Source organism: Enterococcus sp. LJL51 (assembly GCF_049894025.1).
In the GTDB taxonomy this organism is placed as follows: domain Bacteria; phylum Bacillota; class Bacilli; order Lactobacillales; family Enterococcaceae; genus Enterococcus_L.
On the sequence record NZ_JBNEQE010000013.1, the window covers coordinates 67,356 to 83,689 of the forward strand.

Annotated in this window: 16 protein-coding genes; 12 read left to right on the forward strand and 4 right to left on the reverse strand. The window is 39.2% G+C overall.

Annotation, left to right across the window (positions count from 1 at the left end):
* The first annotated feature begins 133 nt into the window (after positions 1–133).
* The 3 genes from ACPWSO_RS12420 to ACPWSO_RS12430 all read left to right on the forward strand — a co-directional run bounded on the left by ACPWSO_RS12420 (position 134) and on the right by ACPWSO_RS12430 (position 2,108).
* Positions 134–787: a bifunctional 4-hydroxy-2-oxoglutarate aldolase/2-dehydro-3-deoxy-phosphogluconate aldolase gene (locus ACPWSO_RS12420; protein ID WP_426083813.1), complete on the forward strand. Its 654-nt coding sequence runs from the start codon at positions 134–136 to the stop codon at positions 785–787.
* Positions 788–1,150: 363 nt separating this feature from the next.
* The gene (locus ACPWSO_RS12425; protein WP_426083815.1) at positions 1,151–1,528 is read left to right on the forward strand and encodes a hypothetical protein; all 378 of its coding nucleotides are present in this window, start codon (positions 1,151–1,153) and stop codon (positions 1,526–1,528) included.
* A 151-nt stretch (positions 1,529–1,679) separates the two neighbouring features.
* Positions 1,680–2,108 (forward strand): hypothetical protein, encoded by a 429-nt coding sequence (locus tag ACPWSO_RS12430; protein WP_426083817.1) that lies wholly within the window; start codon positions 1,680–1,682, stop codon positions 2,106–2,108.
* Positions 2,109–2,247: 139 nt separating this feature from the next.
* Here ACPWSO_RS12430 and ACPWSO_RS12435 read toward each other — a convergent pair whose 3' ends face one another.
* From ACPWSO_RS12435 to ACPWSO_RS12445, 3 genes are all read right to left on the reverse strand, one after another.
* Complete coding sequence (locus tag ACPWSO_RS12435) at positions 2,248–3,831, reverse strand: ABC transporter (protein WP_426083819.1); 1,584 nt, start codon at positions 3,829–3,831, stop codon at positions 2,248–2,250.
* The gene (locus tag ACPWSO_RS12440; RefSeq protein WP_426083821.1) at positions 3,824–4,588 is read right to left on the reverse strand and encodes an ABC transporter ATP-binding protein; all 765 of its coding nucleotides are present in this window, start codon (positions 4,586–4,588) and stop codon (positions 3,824–3,826) included. Before ACPWSO_RS12440 ends, ACPWSO_RS12435 begins: the two co-directional genes overlap by 8 nt.
* Before the next feature lie 233 nt (positions 4,589–4,821).
* Entirely contained in the window at positions 4,822–5,298 is a 477-nt protein-coding gene (locus ACPWSO_RS12445) for a hypothetical protein (protein WP_426083823.1), read from the reverse strand.
* 272 nt (positions 5,299–5,570) lie between these two features.
* Here ACPWSO_RS12445 and ACPWSO_RS12450 point away from each other — a divergent pair, with 272 nt between their 5' ends.
* From ACPWSO_RS12450 to ACPWSO_RS12490, 9 genes are all read left to right on the forward strand, one after another.
* Positions 5,571–7,055, forward strand: a complete 1,485-nt coding sequence (locus tag ACPWSO_RS12450; protein WP_426083825.1) for an MFS transporter — start codon at positions 5,571–5,573, stop codon at positions 7,053–7,055.
* The gene (locus ACPWSO_RS12455; protein WP_426083827.1) at positions 7,048–7,995 is read left to right on the forward strand and encodes an alpha/beta hydrolase; all 948 of its coding nucleotides are present in this window, start codon (positions 7,048–7,050) and stop codon (positions 7,993–7,995) included. The genes ACPWSO_RS12450 and ACPWSO_RS12455 overlap by 8 nt, the downstream gene beginning before the upstream one ends.
* 180 nt (positions 7,996–8,175) lie before the next feature.
* A complete protein-coding gene (locus tag ACPWSO_RS12460; protein WP_426083829.1) occupies positions 8,176–8,559 on the forward strand; it encodes a winged helix-turn-helix transcriptional regulator in 384 nt (127 codons plus the stop codon).
* A gap of 971 nt (positions 8,560–9,530) precedes the next feature.
* Complete coding sequence (locus ACPWSO_RS12465) at positions 9,531–10,232, forward strand: hypothetical protein (protein WP_426083831.1); 702 nt, start codon at positions 9,531–9,533, stop codon at positions 10,230–10,232.
* Positions 10,233–10,432: 200 nt separating this feature from the next.
* Positions 10,433–11,077, forward strand: coding sequence for an endonuclease III domain-containing protein (locus ACPWSO_RS12470; RefSeq protein WP_426083833.1), 645 nt, complete (start codon positions 10,433–10,435; stop codon positions 11,075–11,077).
* 156 nt (positions 11,078–11,233) lie between these two features.
* Positions 11,234–11,905 carry an NAD(P)H-dependent oxidoreductase gene (locus ACPWSO_RS12475; RefSeq protein WP_426083835.1) on the forward strand — a complete coding sequence of 224 codons (672 nt, stop codon included), beginning with the start codon at positions 11,234–11,236 and terminating at the stop codon, positions 11,903–11,905.
* A gap of 179 nt (positions 11,906–12,084) precedes the next feature.
* A complete protein-coding gene (locus tag ACPWSO_RS12480) occupies positions 12,085–12,660 on the forward strand; it encodes a PadR family transcriptional regulator (RefSeq protein WP_426083837.1) in 576 nt (191 codons plus the stop codon).
* On the forward strand, positions 12,641–13,375 hold the full coding sequence (locus ACPWSO_RS12485; protein ID WP_426083839.1) for a PIG-L deacetylase family protein: 735 nt from the start codon (positions 12,641–12,643) through the stop codon (positions 13,373–13,375). The genes ACPWSO_RS12480 and ACPWSO_RS12485 overlap by 20 nt, the downstream gene beginning before the upstream one ends.
* A 41-nt stretch (positions 13,376–13,416) precedes the next feature.
* Positions 13,417–14,874, forward strand: coding sequence for an amidase (locus ACPWSO_RS12490; protein WP_426083841.1), 1,458 nt, complete (start codon positions 13,417–13,419; stop codon positions 14,872–14,874).
* Between the two features lie 200 nt (positions 14,875–15,074).
* On the opposite strand, the gene ACPWSO_RS12495 is transcribed toward ACPWSO_RS12490, so the two are convergent.
* Positions 15,075–16,055 (reverse strand): choloylglycine hydrolase family protein, encoded by a 981-nt coding sequence (locus ACPWSO_RS12495; protein ID WP_426083843.1) that lies wholly within the window; start codon positions 16,053–16,055, stop codon positions 15,075–15,077.
* Positions 16,056–16,334: the final 279 nt, after the last annotated feature.

Below are 16,334 nucleotides of genomic sequence, written 5' to 3' on the forward strand. Positions count from 1 at the left end.
GCAGCAATTAGGTATATAAACAACAGTCCCTTAGGCGTTCCAAAAGCCTTGGGGACTGAATCAATTAGAGCAGCAGAATATAAAGCATTGGACAAGCGCTGATTAAACTGCTGAACGTAAAGGAAGAGTGCGTATGCTGGCAAATATGAATCATGAAATCTACAAACAGATGGAAGCAGTCCGTTTGCTGCCGCTATATACAGCAACAGACTTAGCCTATCTGGACAAGCTGGAAGAGATTCTGGTTACCAATGAGGTTCGCTTTATTGAAGTAACTTTTCGCAGTAGTCTAGCTGCAGAAGCAATCAAAAAACTGGCAGACTCAGGTGAACTAATTGTGGGTGCCGGAACGGTTAGAACGTTGCAGGAAGCTGAGCTGGCAGCGGCAAACGGAGCGAAGTTTATCGTATCTCCAGCAGTCGTTCCCGAAGTCATTGAGTTTTGTATCAAAGAAGACATTCCGGTATTTCCAGGTACAGCGACACCGGGAGATATTCAAAGAGCGTTAGATTACGGTATTAAGGTAGTCAAGTTTTTCCCAGCTGATATTTATGGCGGCGTGAAGGCAATTAAAGCTTTGAGCGGCCCGTTTTATGATGTGAAATTCCTGCCGACTGGCGGGATTGATCAAACGAATGTATTAGACTACATTGGGAATGACCATGTGATTGCTGTAGGCGGTTCCTTTATTATCTCAGAAGGGGCAATCAAAGAAGATAATGGGGAGACGGCAAATAAAGCACTAAAAGAGCTGGTAGCACAGCTTCGGGAGTATAAAGAAGGGTAAGGAAATGAAGGGCTGAAGAAATCAGTTGTCTTTTTGAAGATAACTGATTTTTGAGGTAAATAGAAAATTAAGTAGGAAATTGTGACAGCTTTTGTATTGGCGGAAACTCATTGAGAGGATTCTGCCAATATTTTTTTGCTAGTAGCGGAATTATATAATTTTTGTGATTGTAAGCGCCCGAACATCAAGGAAAGCAAAGAGTTAAGTTCTAACTTCACGAGCAAGCATTTCTTGCAAACAAGACGAGTCCGCTTTTCTGACTGTGGAGAAGGTGAATAGAGATAAAATAGCAGATACAGTAGATAATTGTACAATATTAGTAGATAATTATTTATAGCGAGTGTTAATTAAAAGGAGGTTCATATGAAAAATAATGTAAAAGTGCTAACGATTGTTTATCTGCTATCTATCTGTTTGCTATTATCTGCTATTTATTTACCTGGCATTCTTTCTCCCCAAGCACAAACGCTTGATTTTAGAGGCTATGTGGAGGAAATACAGCTGGATGAGAAAAAACAACTGATTACAATCAATGCGTCCTATATCAATTCTGAGGCGAAAGCAGAGATTAAGGCATCTACAAAAATTTCATGTAAATACCTAGATGGTCGAGATTTCCCCATCACTAATTTAAAACAAGGAGACATGATTGATTTAGATTATAAAGGAGAATGGGGACTTAATGGAGCAGGTGTGATGCAGGCTGAGGCTAAATGGCTCACTGTGTGTCCAGTGAACTGATTGTCAATGAAAGCAGCTGTTTTTTGAGTGAGAATCCGGTATTAGTAAGGGAAGTCATCTTTGTTTTGCCATTTTATTATGCTGTACTAAATGAGTAAAAAGGTTGAAAAAAACTATTTTATGTTGAAAAAAATTAAAAGGAGTATTAAATATGTTATTCGGAAAAAAGAATCCAGTGACTATTCTGTCTGGAGGGTCGTGGATTTTTCCTAATGCAAAGGACAATGTAGAGCTTTCTGTCGTACGCGGGAAAAATAATATGATTGGTTTCGCTTTTAAATCTTCAGAGAAATTCTTCTATCTTCGTGAAATTATTATGGAGAATATTGGAGCCGATAAAGGGAAAGCACAGATGGCTGGTTCAGCATTTGGAGCAGCAAAATCACTTTTAGGCGGCGGTGGTCTGGGTGACGCTATGATGTCTGCAAAAAGCGGTAAAAAACTAGGAAAGCAATTAGCTGGAGAGTCAACAGCTAAACTAAGATTATTTGACCTGGAAGATAATAATGAATTTCAGGTCTTAATCGAATGCCCGTCAGAAAAACATACAATGCTGTCAAATTATATCGTTGCTGAATAAATAGTTTAGATAGGGATGCTTTATCATGGGGAAAGAGCAGCCGCTAGATATAATGATATGAATCGAGTAATTGAATGTATAAAAGAAGCAGACGGAGCGATAGACAGCCCGTTTGCTTCTTCTTTTTGTTGGTGTTTTTCTATTTAAAAAGACACCAAAAATTTTTTTGATAATGGCGAATCCATAAGGTGCTTATGAGTACTAACAGAGCCAATACTGCTAGATTGACTGGCCAGAATGGCAAATACACAGCCGCAAATCCATAGATAAGTAAAATGATTACACTACCAAAAATAGAACCTAGCATAGTGGCTACTAGCCCAATATTTCCGGAACCTCTATTAAACAGTTGGGTAACACTTGTCCAGTCCAAAAGTAGAAATCGGTAATCTCTGGCGAAAAAACGCAGACAAAGCAGATAGCTTCCCAAAAGTGCCCCTGCCAAAATGGAAATAATAAAAATAGGCGGCAGATGAAAGACAAAGCTGGCAATTAAAGAAATCCCACCTGTTAATAGACTTTGTAGAATTAAACCAACTTGAAATTTTTGCTTCATATACTGACTCATTGAGATAGGTAATGATTGCAAAAAAGTAAAATTTTCTTGATCAAGAGAAATTAGATTGCTGATAAAAGAGGTTTGGTTCACCGTCATGCTGGCTAAAGCAATCCCAGCGACAAATACGACACCAATAAAATTGATGCTGATTGAACTTAAATCCAGCGAGCCGCTGACTGCAAATGTGACAATGAATATCACAGGCATCAGTAAGGAATTTGATAAGACCTGCATGATTAGGTTCGGTTCTTTTAACAACTGCATGTTATAGCTGATGAACAACTGCTTCAGATTTTGATTTTCTTTATGCTTCCGCTGTCTATTACTGGTTGCTGAAGAAGCATCTGTCAGTTGTTCATATAGTTTAGGTAGAATGAACAAATAGATAGCCCCTAGCAAGGCCAGGAAAATAGCTAATAATCCGACAAAGCTGATAAGTCCAGCCGATGAAAATGGTGCAGAAATAATGTGAAAGACCGGCATCAGCACTGCAATTGGTGATCGGTCCATTTGTTCGCCGCCGGAGTAAGAGCTTTGACCGTTCATCAGTAAAATACCAACAACTGCAATTGTCATTGAAATTCCCAGCAACAGACTGGTCACTACTTTTTTATTTTTTTTGAAAAATTTGGTTCTGGTTAAGCCGAAAACAATGAGGCTGCATAGAGCAAAAACGGTTGCTAGAATCAGGCAGAAAACGAGTAAAGCCAGCAGCAATGTTAACGGTAGAAAAATTCCTGCACGAAAGCCAGTCAATAGAAACACAACAAACATTGGTAAAACAAAAGGAACTACGGTTAAGGTGACGACTAGAATTTTCGAAAGAAAAATAGTACTTTGCTGAAAAGGAAGCGGCAGATAGGCCGGCAAATCCTGACTTTCAAAAAAGACATTATAAATAACAGAAATTCCCTGTGAAAAAGCCAGAATACTGAATAAGGCTACGTAATATGTGAAAAAACCGGGCAGTTTACTTAAATCCAGCATAAACATCGTTGCGCCGTAGATAAAGAGGAATAAGACACCTGATAATAAATATTGATTGATGATGGATCGTGTCAGTTCTTTACCACTTTTCCCTTTGTTGCGCAAACGATTCGTTACTTGCGGGTTTGCATAGCGTAAGTTTACCCGAGTCAACTCAAAGAGCTGCAATTTATTCATAGGAATCACCTTCGATATCTGCTAAAATTTGCGCATCAGCCTGGCGCCCAGCCATTTTCAAATAGATGGATTCTAGTGATTCATTAGGCGATTGTGCTAATAGATTTTCGACAGAGCCGTTATAGATTAGCTCTCCCTTTTTCAAAATCGCCAGCTCATCACATAATTGTTGTGCGGTATCCAAGGCATGTGTAGAAAAAATTACAGTTTTGCCTTTTTTCGCATGAGCTTTCATCATTTCTTTTAAGTCAAAGGCTGCCTGAGGGTCTAAGCCCTGTAGCGGCTCATCTAAAATCCAAATATCAGGATCAGCTAGCAAAGCACCAATAATAATGGTTTTTTGACGCATACCATGAGAAAAGCCGGCAATTGTTTCATTTTGATGATTTGTCATATCAAATAAGGCTGCTAGCTCACTTAAGCGCTCTTGCTTTTTCGCTTTTTCGATTTCATAGGCAGCGCTGATTAAATCCCAGTATTCTCCAGCAGTTAACTGAAGAAAAATATCCGGGGTATCTGGGACATAAGCAATTTTTTTCTTGATTGTCTGACGATTTGCTGCAAGCTCTAGCCCATCGACTGTAATTGTTCCGCTGGAGGGCTGAATGATACTGACCAGACTTTTTATAGTCGTTGATTTTCCAGCACCGTTGTGACCAAGAAAACCAAAAATTTCACCTGGCTTAATCGTTAAGCTTAAATCTTTTAATGCTTGTTTTGCTTCATAATTTTTACTGACATTTACCAATTCAATCATAAATTTCCCACCTTTTCTTTTTCCTGTTGTTTACTATTGTACTCCAGCTGATTTTACAAAAAAATACTTTTTGAAAATTTTCTTGATACTATCGGTAAAAATAGGGAATTGGATTTCTTGATATTGCCGTGACAATATTTTTTTACATAGAAGCCTATCAATCAAAGCTGGATTTTTGCTTTTCTTGATAGGCTTCTATTTGTTTTAACAATTAATTGTTATTGCTGACTTATTCATTTTGAAGAGCTGGTGGTTATAGGATAGGCAACCTCAATCTCAAATCCATTCTTAGCACCTTGTCTAAGCCCCGCATTACCGTTAGCATCAATCGTCACATCTGTTGACAAGCTGATTTTTGCCCGATTATTTTGAGACATATGCTGAATCTCATAAAAGAATACGCCTTGTTCATCCGCTTTTATCCAAGTTTCTCCGCCGTCATTGTTTTCTAGGTTTTCTACATAAACGTAGATGATTGTATTAGGATCAGTTGTGCCATTTAGTTGAAAGTTTCCGTCTGAGTCAGTAAAAACCTTTGTTCCAGAGGTGTAATCTTTCACGTTCATTGGGACACTCTTTTGCTGGATATTGCTTAGAACAGCTCCTGTCTCTTGGGTATCAGACCCACTGGTAGTATGTTTAGATTCCATATCGTCACAGCCTGTTAAAAAGGCAATGACCGCAAAAGGAAGCAATAGTATTTTTTTCATCGATAAGCTCCATTCTAGTTGATAAAATTTAAGCTGCTTATTCTTTATAGCCTGCGTAAAACTGTTTATAATAAACAAAAGTTCTTGTATTAATCAATTATAGCATGTTCTTACTTTGCTTTATGCAACAAGGTAGCGGCGTATTCAGCTGATTAGTGATTTCCTGCCGAAACATGCAGCAATAGCTGTGGCTATATCTATAAAATTTGTTTGACTTTGATTTTAGTGAACAGTAAATTGTAAGCAATAGAAAAATTTGAGGAGCAGCAATGATGGAAAGACAACTAACAAAACGAAATCTGTGGTCTTTTTCTTTAGGAACTGTCGGTAGAGATATGGCTGCGGCAGGCTTATTTACTAATTATTTATTGACCTATGTATTATTTACGAAGTCTCTGACGCCAATTCAATTTTCAGCCATCACAATCATCATGTTTTCCGCTCGTTTTTTTGATGCTGTCATTGATCCGATTTTGGGTAATCTTATTGATACGAGTACAAAGAAAAGTAAGTTCAAGCCGTTTATCCTTTGGGGTGCTCTGGGAACAGGGGTGATTGTCTCGTTTTCTTTTGCCAACACTCTGCAGGGCTGGCCGTATGTTGTCTTTTTCGGAATAATGTACGTTCTCTTTAGTATTTGTTTTTCGGTCAATGACATTGCTTATTGGGGAATGCTGCCGTCCTTAACAACTAGTCAGGATGGGCGTAACCGCTTAACATCGATGACCACCTTAATGGCGGGTATTGGTGCGTTTCTCTGCAGCTTTCTTGTACCGGTATTTACAGTTGGAGAACACGTTGTCGGTGGCAGCGCGGTAACTGGCTACGCCGTTATTGGTATTTTATTTTCAGTTATTATGCTGATTACACAAGGGATTACTTTGTTTGGTGTAAAGGAGGAAGTGGTTCCGATTCGCCCATCTCAAAAAACAAAATTTAGTATTAAAGAGATTGCCCGCATCATTCTTAAGAATGATCAGGCACTTTGGAGCGGAGTCATTCTTTTTATTTATATGATGGTTTCTACGTTTAGTACGACACTAGTGTCTACGTATCTGTATTTCAGTTTTGGTTACAATGGTCTTTTTCTTACCCTATTTAATATAGTGGGTCAATTTTCAGGTGCAGTAGTATTTATTATTTTTCCAATGCTGTCTCGTAAACTTGGACGGAAGCAGCTGATTAGAATGGCTGCCGCTCTTTCTGTTTCAGGGTACATTTTGTTGTTTCTATCAGGGATTCTTCTGTCTCCAGATTTGGGGATGATTAAGCTTGGAATCATGGCTGGAGCGAATATATTGCCGTCGATTGGCAATGGTGTATTCTACTTAGTTATTATGATTAATATTGCTAACTCAGTTGAATACAATGAATGGAAATATGGAACGCGGAATGAAGGCATCATTTTCTCAGTTCGTCCTTTTGTTACACAGCTGGGGATGGGCTTAGGACAGCTTCTTACTATGGCTGTATACTTAACAATTGGCATCCTAACTTCAACCAATCAAATTTCTGTGCTGGAGAATAAGGCTGCCCGTTCACAAATCTCATCTGTAGAGAAGACTGCTGGAATCCAAAGAATTATTGAGGCGGCTCCCGATATGAAAAGCACTCTTTTACTAGTATTTTTAACTGTGATTCCAATGCTTGGAATCACTATTTGCTACTATCTGTTTAATAAAAAAGGACTGCTTTCAGAGGCAGAATTTGATCAGTTGAATCAAGAGCTGATTAAAAGGAGGGAGCCCCTTGGTTAAGTGGATAATTATTTTGGTATTATTGTTTACCGCTGGTGTCTGTCTGGCTGCATTCAAAATGTATCGAATGGCTTTTAATCGTTCTGGGAATAGAGAAGAAGCGTTTGAGACAGATCATAATCTAATTGCTGCGCCAGCAGCAGAGCTTCTAAATCCAGTAAAGGAAAAGAAAGTAGAATGGCAAGAGACTTCAATTGAAAAAAGTGTCCAGCTTCAAAGTGTTGATGGGTTGCGTTTACAGGGCTATGTCTATCCTCAGAAGGAATCGAAACGCTGGGTACTCCTAGTGCATGGCTTTGGTGGTAACCATAAGGAAATGTTTGATAAAGCGCCTTATTTTGCAGAGCTGGGTTACAATCTATTACTGCCGGATAACCGCGCGCATGGTGAAAGTGAAGGGCAGCTTATCGGCTTTGGCTGGCAGGATCGGCTGGATATTCTAGTATGGATAAACTATTTAATCGAGCAGGAAAGTGAATGTGAGATTATTCTTTATGGCATTTCAATGGGGGCAGCAGCTGTGATGATGACATTAGGAGAAGAGCTGCCTCGACAGGTAAAGGCAGCAATTGAGGATTGCGGCTATTCGTCGGTTGGGGAGGAGCTTAGCTATCAGTTGAAGCAGATTTTTCACCTTCCGAGTGAACCGCTGCTGAGTATAGTTTCGTTAATCAACAAGCTAAGGCAAGGCTGGTGGTTAAAAGAAGGCAGCTCGGTGAGACAGCTAAGTAAAAATACACGGCCCACCTTATTTATTCATGGCACAGCAGATACCTTCGTCCCCTTTGAAATGTTGGAAAAAAATGTTCAGGCACAAAAAGGTCTGAAAGATACGCTGGTGATTGACAAGGCGCAGCATGGAATGGCAGGGATTGTTGGAGGAGAGACGTATTGGCAGACAATCAGAGAATTTTTGATAGAGTATACTTCTCTTAGTTAATATTGAATGAGGAAATAAAGAAATTTTGTTTGCTGATGAAGAATAAAGCTGCTGTTGTCTCATCTATAAGCGGAATCATTTGAGTTGTTCTTCAATAGAGTCGTAAGCAGTAAAATTTACTTTTTTTTAAATACTACTTATGATAAATGGCATTACTAGTATGTATGGGAGGAAATGATTATGGTTAGAAAAATATACAACTGTGAAAACGGCTGTTCCGTTGAATCTACACTACAGCTCATTTCGGGTCGCTGGAAAAGCGTGCTGCTTTATCATTTGATTTTAGAAGGCGATTATCGCTATAGTGAGCTGCAACGGATGGTTCCGGGAATTACCCGAAGAATGCTGTCGCTTCAGCTAAAGGATTTGGAAAGTGATGGTCTGATTGAGCGGAATGTACTTCAGGAGAAACCGTTGATGGTTTCCTATCACATAACAACATTTGGCTTGACGCTTAAACCAGTAATCGAAATGCTTTATAACTGGGGAGAAAGCTTTAATCAGATGAACACCGGCAAGTTGGAGGAAGAATGCTTAATTCGTTATCAGGAAAGCACAGGCTGAGAAAAATGCCTGTGCTTTTGTTTATGCTGTGAGTGGTCTGTTTGGAAATAGAGGAGTAACTGTTCAAAATAATTTAGTAATAATCTCTGCTATTTATCGAAATGAAAATAATGCCGTTTAAAATTAAAAGAAAAATGACAGATGGTTATGGAATCAATTTTAAGTGTAGAATGTTGGATTCTCGAAATGAGGATTTTATCAAACGTTTGATGATTGTGTAACAAAAAAATACTTAGCGTACTTTCTCAGAGAATCTATAAAAATACCCTATTAGAAGACGGCAACAGGAATAAATTTTTTTGAAAAGTTAAATAAGAGCTACAAGAAAAATACGTGTTGAAGAAAAGCGGATATCTGTTCTGGAGCATAGGCCGGCTTTTAATAAATAATGTAAATGAGGATTAATGCGTGATATGATAGAGTTAAGGTCCTATCTATAGAGAGTTGGGTGTTTGAACAGCTTAGAGATAATTCAAGAAAAGGTTGATTGTATGGAAGTGATTTTGTTCTAAAAGAAAAAGACTAGCAGAATGTGTTGCTATTTTTAATTGAAATAGATATTATTTTTTGAGTTTAAATAGCACTGTTCAATTGTTTTCAAAAGTAATCATTTGATACAAGGCAAAAATTTTCTCTAAATAGATAGATTGACTGGAAATAAGAAAGGAGTATCTAATGGAAATAGAATTCTTCATCAAAGTGATGATGTGGGATTAAAGGATGAGTTGAGTATGATGAAAAGCGAATGAAGGAATAACTTTTATCCAATAGTGTAAAGCTTTAAATGAAGAGTTGTGTAAGGAAATATTATTCCTGCTAACGAATAAACTTTAAAAAATAAGTAGTGGATCAATCAAAGATAGTCGTTCCAGTTATTGCCAAGTTGCCTGGAGGATTTTTAAAGTAAACACTAAAAGGTTTCTTAAGGATAGAAGTGAATAGTTTTACTAGAAAAGAATGAGGAGTATAGGATGAAAAAGATACAAATTGGAATGCTAACATTATTAGGTTTGATGGTGCTGTCAGCTTGTGGCTCCTCGGATGCGGATAAGAAGTCAAGCAATACTGAACCAAGCCTCACAGAGGAAACAAAGCAGTCTTCTAGTGAAGAAGTGAAAACTGAAGCCCTTCAAGAAAATGCACCGAAAATAACTCAAGATGAACTCAAAAATTTATGGGTTAATGCTATAGCAGGAAACACCTATGATGACAATTATATTGGAAATATTACGTACAACATTACGCCTGAAATGAACGAAGATACTTTTAGTATGGTTAAGGAATTTACTAAAGCTGTTTACAATAGTGATTATGATAATGCGGTTTTAGAAGAACAGACAGCCATAGATGAGCTAAAGCAGCATCTGCAGGGTGATGGAGCTGATATTTATTTTGAAACACTAGAATCATTACGAAACACTCAAAAAGAGTGGGTGAAAGAACTCAGGTCGGTAGAAACAAAGGAACAAGCCCTTGCGTTAAAAGAAAAGATTGATAATGATACCCAACAGTATTCTTCTGACTCAATGCAGTTGGGGATGGCTATGAGGCTTATTGTTCAAGAGAATGATTTTGGGTTATCTACAGAGGAACAAACGGTCTTTCTGACAGATATTATAAGGACGGCTACGGAGAAATATGGCGATCCAACTGATGCAGAAAGTATGGAGTAAAGCATTGTAAAAAGAGGTGCTTCCTTTCGATAAGTTTGAGCGGACTTTCTACTATGGGCTAGTAACTGGGAGAGAGCCTGAGCGAGGATTACAATAATTCCATAGGTATAACACAATGCAGGGATTGTGCCATAAGTTTGCCTCAGTCCCTTAAAACCGAATAACGTGAAAATCGGCGTTTTTGATTGGAGGGAAGAAACATGATTGCGAATATTGATGAACTATATGAAGCTTTAAAGGAAGTTATGGATGATAAAAAATGGTGGAATACGGACAATTTATGGGAAATTATGATTGGCGCAATTCTTGTCCAAAATACTAACTGGCGCAATGTTGATTATTCACTCCAGAACATCCAGTCAGAAGTGGGCTTTTTACCTGAAAAGATTTTGCTGCTGGAGGATCAGGAGTTGGAGAAACTTATTCGCCCAAGTGGTTTTTATAAAAATAAATCGCAGACCATTAAACGGCTGCTAAAATGGTTGAAAGCATATAATTTTGATTTAGAAGCTGTTGCGGCTATTGATTCTTCGAAGCTGCGGAAGCTGCTGTTGGAAATAAAAGGAATTGGGTACGAAACAGCAGATGTTTTATTGGTTTATGTCTTTAAAAAATCAGCATTTATTGCGGATAAATATGCGCAGCGTCTTTTTCAGTGTCTTGGGATTGAAGAGCACTTAAATTATCAGAAGCTGCAGAATATGATTCCGTGGTCGGAAACATATACAAGTGAGGCAGCTCAGAACTTTCATGGCTGGATAGTAGATTACGGACAGCAATATTTAAAAAATAAAGAGCTTTGGGAAACCGGTCCGCTCAGCACGTTTACACTGAAAATTATTTGAGTAATTTTTTTAATTGGAGGTATAAAAAAATTCCCTAATTTACATTGAAAATAATGTTGCGTATGATATAGAGGTTCAAGTGATGAACAGAAAAATCGGCGAAGCTGCTATTTCTGGCAGCCGTAATATCTATACCAACAGAAGAGGAGAATTTATATGAATGCCAACAAGGAAGAATTGCGTAATCAAATTTTGTCTGTACATAAGCGCCGCTTTGCAACAAAAGCTTTTGATTCCGAAAAAAAGATTTCAGCGGAGGATTGGGCGGTTATTTTAGAAGCGGGACGTCTATCGCCAAGTTCATTTGGTTATGAGCCATGGAAATTCCTATTGATTGAAAATGAAGCAGTCAAAGATGGGTTAAATGAGATTGCCTGGGGAGCTCAAAACAGCTTAAAGGGAGCCAGCCATTTTCTAATTGTGTTAGCCAGAAAGAATCTAACCGGCAATAGTACACATGTGAAGCATATGGTAGAAGATGTGTTTGGCGTACCGTATTCTGAAACTGCCCCTCAAACAGTCTTTTTCAATCAGTTTCAAAAAAATGACTTTCAACTGACAGATGAGCGGTCGTTGTTTGACTGGGCATCAAAGCAGACCTATATTACTATGGCAAATATGATGACAACCGCTGCATTTCTTGATATTGACAGCTGCCCAATCGAAGGATTCAATAAAGAAGCTGTGGAACAGTATCTATCCAGTCAGAATATAGTTAATCTTGATACATTTGGCGTATCATATATGGCTGGATTTGGCTATCGTGCACAAGATATTCCAGTAAAGAAAAGACAAGCCTTGTCTGATATTTATGAGGTTGTCGAATAAGTGATGTTCTCTTAAAATAACTTAAACTCCTGCATTCCAATAAATTGGGGCAGGAGTTATTTTAATTTTTTAACTTATTTTTACATTGAAGGTTTGCAACATAGCAATTTCTGTTTGTAATCTTATTTGATTTGTTGTATATTCCATTTGTGGAATATAAAGCGTGAGGGTGATATACTATGTCGTTAAAACATGGACTATTGGGTTTATTAAATGCTGGAGCGATGACAGGCTATGAGTTGGATCGTTCATTTAAACGGTCGCTTTCTTTTGTGTGGAAGGCTCAGACGAGTCAGATTTACCGAGAGCTTACAGCAATGGAAGCAAAGGGCTGGCTGGAGAGTCAACGGGTGGTTCAAGAAGAAAAGCCAAATAAACGGCTATATTCAATAACTGATGCTGGAAGAGAAGAATTGAATCGCTGGCTCTCAGTTCCCAAACCAGATATTGAAAAGGCTTTCGATGTGCGAAATGGATTTTTGATGCGTGTACTTTTAGCGGGAGAAACAACAAATGAAGAAGCTCTGGCTATGTTAGTGGCATTTCGTGAAAAATGTCTGCAGGATCTTTCGTCATATGGAGCGATTTATCAATCCATCCAATCCAGCAATAAGACGGAAGAAACGGCCAAGAGGGAAAAATACTGGATGCTGTCGGCGAAGTTTGGCGAAGGTCAATACCGTGCTGCGTTGGAATGGGTAGAGGAAGCGATTGACTTATTGAGGAGTGAAGAAAATGAAATATCCAGAAATTGATGATATTAAAAGTGCCTTGTTTATCCAGCCTCATCCTGATGATAATGAGATTGGTGCAGGGGGACTGATTGCCTATTTAAGAAAAAAAGAGATACCAGTTTATTCACTAACCGTTACAAAAGGAGATGGCGGAGGTGGTGATACTGCCCCAGAGATTATCAGCGGCATTAGAGCCAAAGAAGCACAGGAAGCGGCAAAAATACTGAATCAAACCTATTTAGGTAGTTTAGGCTATTCTAATGAACAGCTGGGAACGATAGATGAGATTGTACAGGATTTAGTCGAAGTTATCAGGAAATACCGTCCAGATGCTGTTTTTTCAGTTGACGGCAAGCTGGAGGATGAAATACATCCAGCTCATTTACGAGTAGGCGCTGCTGTAGATACAGCCTTTTTCAGAGCAGGGCAAAAGACCTATCCTTTTGGTCAGAAAAAAATGTATGACACTGCTTTTTCACCGCGAATATTAGGAAAATATTTTACAGAGAACGATAACACAATTTTGGATATTACAGACTATTATGCACTGAAGCTTAAGGCTATCAGCGCCCATCGTTCTCAAGTTAATGAGGAATTTCTGGCGATGCTGGAAGGCTATTATGAATTATTGGCAATGGAGACAGGTTATGAGAAAGCTGAACGCTTCAAGCTGCTTTTCAAAGAGCAGACACATGCCTTTGCTATTCCTAAAGCACTAAAAAAATATCTAGTTTAAAAAGCTGTGAAAATAAACCTTTCGAAAGGAGAAATAGAAAAATGAAAGATGCGGTATATTGGGTTGAGAAGTTTAAACAAAAAGAAATCAGTTTATCGGAGTACTATAAAGAGCTGGATCAACAGGTTCAAAAACTGAACCCAGCAGTTAACGGATTGGTTGAATGGGATTTTGAAGCAATTAGTAAAGAGGTCAAAGACTTCTCTATAGATGAACAATTGCCTTTTTCCGGCATGCCCTTCCCCTTAAAAATGCTAGGACAAGAGAAAGCCGGCTGGAAAGCGACTTTCGGCTCACATTTATTTTCGGATGCTCGTTCAAAGCGTACATCAAATTATGTGAAAAAGCTAGAACAGCTTGGCTTTATTGCTGCCGGGCAAACCAATTCTCCAGAATTCGGCTTTAAAAACATTACAGATCCAGTACTCTATGGTCCAGCCAGAAATCCGTGGAATCTGGACTATTCTCCTGGAGGGTCCAGCGGTGGAGCAGCGGCAGTCGTTGCCAGCGGGCTTTTTCCAATTGCCGGAGCAAGCGATGGAGGCGGCTCGATTCGAATTCCAGCAGCCTTTACTGGTTTGATTGGTCTTAAGCCCACCAGAGGTGCGATGCCGACAGGGCCAAACGGTTGGCGGGGCTGGCAAGGAGCAGCCATTGACTTTGCACTGACTGTTTCTATGCGGGATACAGAAAAGCTTTTCTACGGTATGAGAGGAATTCAAAAAGCAGCGCCCTATCAGCCGCCGCTTGCAGAATGGCAGTCTCATACAATCGATAGACCGCTGAAAATTGCTTATATAGCTGAATCTCCTGTGGGAACGGAAGTATCTAAGGATGCGCAGCAGGCGTTAAAACAAATGTTTAATGAGTTAAATCAGTTGGGGCACGATTTGACTGAAGTAGTCTATCCTGTTGATGGCGTCAGTCTAATCGAAAGCTACTACCTGATGAACGGGGCGGAAACCTCTGCAATGTTTGACGGCATGCAGCAGAAGCTTAAAAGAAAGCTCACAGCAGATGATGTGGAGCTGATAACCTGGGGACTTTATCAATATGGGGAACAGATACCTGTAAAAAAATACATTCATGCTCTTAATCTATGGGATCATGCAGCAGTTAAGATGGAGGAGTTATTTACTCAGTATGATTTGCTGCTGACGCCAACTACTGCCTATTCTGCGCCTGAAATTGATCAGGAGCTTCAAAGTGATGCCCAACGTGAAACATTGCGTCACGCAGAAGAACTAACTGAGGCTGAGTTGAAAGAATTGATCTATGAGATGTTTGAAAAGAGTCTTGCGCTGTCACCGTATACTCAAATAGCAAATATGACCGGTCAGCCAGCAATTAGCCTGCCTACTTACGTAACTGAAAATGGGCTGCCCCTCGGCATTCAATTTATTGCATCAAAGGGCCGGGAAGACCTGCTTCTTCATATGGGAAAACAACTGGAAAAAGAGCAGCTGTTTAAGCTGCCGAAGGTCTGGAAAAATACTTGAAATAAAAATGGAGGCCGAGACATAAATAAATTTCCAGATTTTTAGTATACCTAAATCCGAATAAACGGTGAGACAAAAACAACTTTTCCTATTTCCGAAGGTCTTGCTCCTACGGTTACTCGTCGCAGTTAAGTGCTGTGTGAGTGCTCCTGCGATTACTCGTCGCAGTTCAAAGCTGGTATGTCCTACTCACGCTTTTTCTATTTTAGCGGGGTAGTTTTGAAATCTTCCGGTATAGTGTATGCGATAGGGCTTTCACTGTTTAAGAGGGGCTCAGTCAACTGAATGGAAAAAGTCTCAGGAGTATGATACGGGTTAAAATAATACAGCTTATTTTTAGTATCGAATGCAGCACGATATTGCGTATAATCCATAGCTCCGTCATCTTTAATATTCACGCCTTTAGGAATGGTGACATTATCTAAAACGTGGAAAATAGCAGAGAGTGCACCATCTGTTGTTTCGGTATGGGAAATATTGTTTTTCAAATAAGCTGCGCGAACAAAGCGTTCAGGAGAAGTATAGCCGCCAGGCAGGCCATAAGTTCCAGAGCCTTGACCAAAAGGAGCTGCTGAAAAATTGCCAAATGTTTTTGGCAGATAATTTTCAGGCTGTAAAAACAGATAATTGTTTAAATTCTGCAGCTGCCACTCAAAACGGGGACTATTAGTCATGACCCCCACTGGATTGTTTTTAATCGTCAATGCTTGATCATGAGTTTCGATAATAATTGATTCACCGGAAGCATCTGTTACGATAAAGTGTAGGGGTAAAATAACGTTTAGCAGTTGGTTTTTGGCATTGATAATCGCAACCTCAGCGATTCTTGTTCTAAGTTCAGTGATACTGCTGATATTGCCGAGGGCCCACATGATGAACTCATGGGGAGCCAAAGAGAGCTTGCCAGGTCCAGCCGTTTCCACATAGGAAGCCTCGCCGGGAAAATATAATTCGGCAATTGCCAGCCCCTGCTCATTAACACCATCAGCAAATAGATAGGAATCCAGCTTTCTCCCTGTACCGACAAAGCCTAATGGAAATGTCAGATGTTCACCTAGATCTGTTGTAAAGAGATAGTTTCTCGGGATAACAACTGGATGGCCGTCTAGTTCAAAACCAAAATCCATTGTTCTGGCCAGGTATGTTGTCAGCTGGTTAGATAAAGTAATACTCGTACACATAAAAAAACCTCCTCTATGCTGAAAATTATACGTACTCTTATAAAAAATCTCAAAGAAAACAGTTAGCAAATAAGCGGAAACTGTACTGGAAAGGAAGTCGTGAGCCTGAAGCCGGTTCAGCTAAATAAAATAACGAAGAATAGTGGAGAGATTATTTGCTGATTTTTCACAGAAGCTGTATCCTATAGATGTTCAACATCTGTTGTCAAAAAGGCAGGGATTGTTTGGAGCTGCTCGCTGAGCAGGTGGTATAATGTGTCTAGCGGCAGATGTTGAAAG